The 5,987-nt window shown below is 39.2% G+C and carries 2 protein-coding genes; one reads left to right on the forward strand and one right to left on the reverse strand.

The genetic code is table 11. The features are described 5' to 3' along the window. Nucleotides 1-336: 336 nt before the first annotated feature. Nucleotides 337-3,225 (forward strand): DNA methyltransferase, encoded by a 2,889-nt coding sequence (locus tag FJR37_RS08120; protein WP_168465746.1) that lies wholly within the window; start codon nucleotides 337-339, stop codon nucleotides 3,223-3,225. Between the two features lie 347 nt (nucleotides 3,226-3,572). On the opposite strand, the gene FJR37_RS08125 is transcribed toward FJR37_RS08120, so the two are convergent. Beyond that, the gene (locus tag FJR37_RS08125) at nucleotides 3,573-5,651 is read right to left on the reverse strand and encodes an NAD(P)H-quinone oxidoreductase subunit 5 (protein ID WP_168465747.1); all 2,079 of its coding nucleotides are present in this window, start codon (nucleotides 5,649-5,651) and stop codon (nucleotides 3,573-3,575) included. Between the last annotated feature and the right edge of the window lie 336 nt (nucleotides 5,652-5,987).

Below are 5,987 nucleotides of genomic sequence, written 5' to 3' on the forward strand. Positions count from 1 at the left end.
GATTTTAAAGATGAGTTTTTTTCTTCATCCTAAAAATCGTTAAATCCTGGAAATCCTGATTCAGACAGTAGGGTGTGTAAGCGTTGCGTAACGCACCAAAATTGATTAAATTTAATCTCATGAATTAATGTGCATTACGTCGCGTTCATAATTTAATCTATATTTCATAATATTTTCCCGCTCCTAACGCACTCTACAAACTAATGTTACGGTAACTAAACCTGGGTTGGTTTCTCGATGTTTACAAATTACGCATTTCATTAAGCACCTTACCAATGGTACATTTTTTGAATATAATATATAAATGTTTATATTGTATCATAGTAGTGCATTACCATGACAGACACACCTAGCAAAATCAGAAGTTTTATTGAATATTCCCGAACATTAAAAGGGGATGAAAAAGGGGAAGCACAGGTATTTTGCGATCGCCTTTTTCAAGCATTCAATCATGAAGGCTATAAAGAAGCAGGAGCAGAACTAGAATATCGGGTAAAAGTAAAAGGAAAATCTACCAAGTTTGCTGATTTACTATGGCGGCCACGATTATTGTTAGAAATGAAAAAACGAGGTGAAAAGCTAGAAAAACACTATCAGCAAGCATTTGAATATTGGCTAGAATTAGTTCCCCAGCGTCCAAAATATGTAATTCTCTGCAACTTTGATGAATTTTGGATTTATGATTTTGACATACAACTGCGAGAACCAGTAGATCAAGTTAAATTGGAAGATTTACCAAGTCGCTTTACTGTCTTAAACTTCCTCTTTCCTGAAAATCGCAAACCCTTATTTAATAATAATCTAGTTGACGTTACACGCAAAGCCGCAGATAACGTCGCACAAGTTTTTAATCGCCTCATTGAAAGAGGAGAAAAACAAGAAATTGCCCAGAGATTTATTCTTCAGTGTGTTGTTTCCTTATTTGCAGAAGATATTGATTTATTACCCAGAGGATTATTTAGTGAATTTTTAGATGATTGTCGTTCTAATCGCATTAGTTCTTATGATTTAATTGGTGGACTTTTTCAACAAATGGGAAGTCAACGCCCAGCCCCTCAAGATAGTCGTTATCGAGATGTACCTTATTTTAATGCGGGGGTATTCTCCAAAGTTGAACCAATCTCACTTACGAGAAGCGAAATTGATCTTTTAGCATCAGCAGCAACAGAACGTTGGTCAAAAGTTGAACCGGCTATTTTTGGGACATTATTTGAATCTAGCATGGGTAAAGAAGAACGTCATGCTTTAGGCGCACATTACACCAGCCCTGTAGACATTCAAAAAGTCATCTTACCTACCATTGTGCGACCTTGGGAAGAGCGCATTGATGGGGCTACTAAGCTCAATGAGTTATTAATACTCAGACAAGAATTAATTAATTTTACAGTTCTTGATCCAGCCTGTGGTAGTGGTAATTTTCTTTATGTTGCTTATCGAGAACTCAAGGGTCTAGAAGCAAAATTACTAACTAAAATTCATGAAAATTTCGGACTGAAAAATAGATTATCTATTGGCACAATGTCCCTAATTAAAACAACCCAATTTCACGGTATTGATATCAAACATTTTGCGGTAGAACTGGCAAAAGTAACTTTGATGATTGCTAAAAAGTTGGCATTAGATGAAGAAAATCAGTTACTTGATGTAGCGCAAATGAGTTTACCCATAGAAATTGATCGCGCTTTGCCTTTGGATAATTTAGATAAGAATATCCGTTGTGATGATGCTTTATTTTGTGAATGGGTGACGGCAGATGCAATTATTGGCAACCCTCCCTATCAATCAAAAAATAAAATGCAGCAGGAATATGGAGTAACCTATGTCCATGAAGTCAGAGAAAAATATGCAGAAGTACCGGGAAGAGCAGATTATTGTGTTTACTGGTTTCGTCGGACTCATGATGCTTTAAAAGATGGTGGACGGGCTGGACTTGTTGGTACAAATACCATCCGTCAAAACTATTCCCGTGAAGGTGGTTTGGATTATATAGTCAATAATGGCGGAACAATTACCGAAGCAGTTTCTACTCAAGTTTGGTCAGGGAGTGCCGTTGTTCATGTTTCTATTGTTAATTGGATCAAAGGTGAAGAACTGAGTCAAAAGAAACTATATACCCAAATTGGAGATGATAAAGATAGTCCTTGGGAAGTTTTAGAAGTAGATAAAATTAACTCTTCCTTATCTAATAAACTTGATGTTACTCAAGCGAAAAAACTTGCAGTTAATGTAAATTCAGGAGCTTGTTATCAAGGACAAACTCATGGACATGAAGGATTTTTATTAACTCCTCAAGAAACTGCTATCATGATCCGACAATCAAAGAATAATGCAGAAGTGATATTGCCTTACTTGATAGGAGATGATTTATTATCAGAAATCCCTCCACTACCACAAAGATATGTTATAGACTTTCATCCCCGTAATCTTATCACTTGCAAGAAATATTCTGCACCATTTAAAAAAATTGAATCAATGGTACTATCAACCCGTGAAAATGCTGCAAAGGAAGAACAAAAGCGCAATGAAGAACTATTACAAAAAAATCCCAAATCTAAAGTTAATAGACATCATCAAAATTTTCTTACTAAGTGGTGGTTACTTTCCTATCCTCGTGCTGAATTAATTGAAAAACTAAATCAGCTTTCTCGTTATATTGTTTGTAGCCGAGTCACAAAAAGACCTATCTTTGAATTTATTGATTTTAGAATCAGACCTAGTGATGCTTTACAAGTATTCCCGTTATCAGATGATTATTCCTTTGGAATTTTACAATCTGACATTCATTGGCAATGGTTTACTACTCGTTGTTCAACTTTAACTGCAAGGTTTAGATATACCTCTGATACCGTTTTTGATTCTTTTCCCTTTCCCCAAAATCCCAAATTATCACAGGTGAAAAAAGTAGCGTTAGCAGCAGTTAAATTAAGACAGTTAAGACAAGAACTGATAACAGAACATAAATTAAGTTTACGCGAACTTTATCGAACCCTAGAATTACCAGGACAAAACCCTCTTCGTAAAGCACAGGAACAACTTGATAAAGCAGTACGTCAGGCTTATGGGATGGAAGGCACGGACGATGTATTAAAGTTTTTGCTAGAGTTAAATTTTGCAGTTGCAGACAGAGAAATAAATAATTTATCTGTAGTAGCTCCTGGTTTACCTCCCTGTGTAACTAATCCCAGCGAATTGATTACAGATGATTGTGTGAAAATGCCAGAGTAGAATTTGGTTTGTTAAAGTTGTGAGCAAATTTATCAGAATCAGGATACTGAGGATTAGAGGATTTACAGGATTATATTTGATGTTGATTTTCATAAAGTTTTGATTTCAAATATCAAATATTTTCTTAATCCTGTACATCCTTAAATCCTGATTCTGACAGTAAATGAAAATAAATATTTTTATACCTTACTTAAAAATTTTAGCTTAAATTAACCTATACACAAAATCATCTATCCTCTTCCTTCGCTTCCTTCGCTCCTTCGTGGTTCATTAACTCTGCGTCCTCCGCGCCTCTGCGGTTCGTTAAAAAAAACAATCCAGGGGCGGACAAACCGCCCCCATTAAAATCAGGTAACACCAAAAACAATCACCAAGCCCAAAACAGCCCCAAAAACGATCAAGGCATAGAATTGAACCCGACCATTTTCCAAGTATTTCAAACCTTCACCACTGACAAGAGTAAAGAAACCCGTGAGATTAACAGCGCCGTCAACAACGCGGAAATCCACTTCCATAACTTGTCTAGCCACACGACGTAAACCGAGGACAAAGATACGATGATAAATGTCATCAAAGTACCACTTGTTCAAAGATAGATCGTATAGCGGTTGAATGTTTTTAGCGATCGCACTAGGATCAATTTTCCGTGCCAAATACATCAGCACAGCCAAAGTAATACCAATCACAGAAACAGCCACAGAACTACCCGCCATAATGTAAAACTCATGGGGGTCAAACTCCGCAGCCTTTTCCATAACTTCCGCCAAAGTTTCGCTAGGAGGAAAGATAAACTGCTCAAAATAATTGGCGTAGGGAGTCCCCACCAAACCAATCAACATCGAAGGAATAGCCAACACCACCAACGGTAAACTCATCGTCCAAGGAGACTCATGAGGCTCATGGCTGTGGGAGTCATGGGAGTGACTTTCCAATTCTCCCTTTTTCATCGCCCCAGGACCAAAATTAGGCACTAATTCTGCTGTCCCTGATTTCTCAGCCAAAGCAGCAGCCGCATTTTTGAGTTTTACCTTGATTTTTTCGTCATTACCCCGGAATTTACCTTCAAATGTTGAGAAATACATTCTAAACATATAAAAAGCTGTAATCCCTGCTGTCACCCAACCAATAAACCACAGGAAAGGGTTAGCAGCAAAAGCCGCGCCTAAAATCTCATCTTTTGACCAAAAACCAGCAAAGGGAGGAATCCCCGCAATCGCCAAGCAACCAATCAAAAAGGTGAAACTTGTCACGGGCATATATTTCCGCAGTCCGCCCATTAAACGCATATCCTGCGCCAATACAGGATCATGACCAACAACTGCTTCCATACCATGAATTACCGAACCAGAACCCAAGAATAGCATCGCTTTAAAATAAGCGTGGGTCATGAGGTGGAATAATCCCGCACTGTAAGCCCCCACACCCATAGCCATCACCATGTAACCAAGTTGGGAAATGGTGGAATAAGCCAAACCCTTCTTGATGTCGTTTTGGGTAATAGCGATAGTTGCCCCCAAAAACGCTGTAAATGCCCCAGTATAAGCAATTACGTTCATTGCGGCTGGGACATTTTCAAATACTGGGTACATCCGGGCAATTAAGAATACACCCGCCGCCACCATTGTCGCCGCATGAATCAGGGCAGAAATAGGTGTAGGACCTTCCATGGCATCTGGTAGCCAGACATGGAGGGGGAATTGGGCAGATTTAGCCACAGGTCCCAGGAAGACGAGAATTGCCAACAGAATAGCGAGGAAATTGCTAATAGAACCGGTTTCTACTAGGTTGGATAGGCGATCGCCCATAACCATAAAATCAAAGCTGCCTGTCGCCCAGAACAGCCCCAAAATCCCCAATAGTAACCCGAAGTCACCGACGCGGTTGGTGACAAATGCCTTTTGACAAGCATCTGCTGCGGCTTTGCGATCATACCAAAAGCCCACTAGCAGGTAGGAACACATCCCCACCAGTTCCCAGAAAATATAAACTTGTACTAGGTTAGGACTGACCACCAAACCTAACATTGAAGAGCCAAATAAGCTGAGATAGGCGTAAAATCGCACATAACCAGGGTCATGCGCCATGTAACCATCGGTGTAAATCATCACCAAAACGGCTACTGTTGTTACAATCACCAGCATTAGAGATGTCAGGTGGTCAATAGTGTAGCCCATCGTCAGGTGAAAATTACCTGCTGATGCCCATTCCAAAGTCCAAAGATAAGGCGCATGGCCTTGAATTTGACTCCACAGTAAAGCCAACGACAGTGCCATAGAAGCCCCCATCAGGGAGATAATGACTATAGCATTTAGTTGTCGTAAGCGGTTCGTCACCTGATTTATCGAGATTAGCCCTAGACCGACCAGTGTTGCTCCCAAAAGAGGTAATACTGGAATCAGCCAGGCATACTGATAGATTACTTCCATCACTAACGCCTACTTTTAGAATTCTGTACAAACAAATGAGAAGATAAAAAAATGGAAATTCAATGGGGTGAGGGTTTGTGTTTGGGATGAAAGACTAGAAATTATTTACTAATCTCTACTACTTGATAGCCCAATACCTTCAAGTTAGCTTGAATTTTCCCACTTCAAACTTCAGTTAACTGAAAATTTTCAGAACTGCTCATAATTGTGACACACACCCTTGAGGATAAAATACCCCACCCGATACCCTTTGGGTGGGGTGTTAAGCATGGTTTTAGATTTGGTTCGTTGTCAGTTGTTAGTTGTCAGTTGTTCGTGGAAAAAATTTTCTCCCCT

Origin of the sequence: Aphanizomenon sp. UHCC 0183, assembly GCF_009712065.1 — a bacterium.
GTDB classification, from domain to species: domain Bacteria; phylum Cyanobacteriota; class Cyanobacteriia; order Cyanobacteriales; family Nostocaceae; genus Dolichospermum; species Dolichospermum heterosporum.

What these genes read in the sequence shown, in the direction of transcription:
- FJR37_RS08125 (WP_168465747.1), bottom strand. Translation starts at nt 5,651, where the DNA reads ATGGAAGTAATCTATCAGTATGCCTGGCTGATTCCAGTATTACCTCTT.
- FJR37_RS08120 (WP_168465746.1), top strand. Translation starts at nt 337, where the DNA reads ATGACAGACACACCTAGCAAAATCAGAAGTTTTATTGAATATTCCCGA.